Origin of the sequence: Litchfieldia stipae (assembly GCF_014837155.1) — a bacterium.
In the GTDB taxonomy this organism is placed as follows: Bacteria; Bacillota; Bacilli; order Bacillales; family Bacillaceae_L; genus Litchfieldia.
In genome coordinates this window covers 1-336 of the sequence record NZ_JACYHA010000077.1, presented here as the reverse complement: position 1 = coordinate 336, position 336 = coordinate 1, and the positions used below count along the sequence as shown (strand labels likewise).

1 rRNA gene is annotated in these 336 nt (G+C 42.9%); it reads left to right on the top strand.

The window, feature by feature from the left end:
• Positions 1–95 precede the first annotated feature (95 nt).
• A 23S ribosomal RNA gene (locus F7888_RS22420) occupies positions 96–336 on the top strand; the annotation flags it as partial.

Genomic DNA, 336 nt, shown 5'->3' with positions numbered 1-336 from the left:
TCGTACCTTGAAAACTAGATAACATAACAAAACATTCATTTTTAAGAAACAAACCAATGTAAGAAACTGTAAAGATCTTACTAACTTTTAACTTAGGTTAAGTTATTAAGGGCGCACGGTGGATGCCTTGGCACTAGGAGCCGATGAAGGACGGGACTAACACCGATATGCTTCGGGGAGCTGTAAGTAAGCTTTGATCCGAAGATTTCCGAATGGGGAAACCCACTGCTCGTAATGGAGTAGTATCTCTACCTGAATTCATAGGGTAGCAGAAGGTAGACCCGGGGAACTGAAACATCTAAGTACCCGGAGGAAGAGAAAGCAAACGCGATTTCC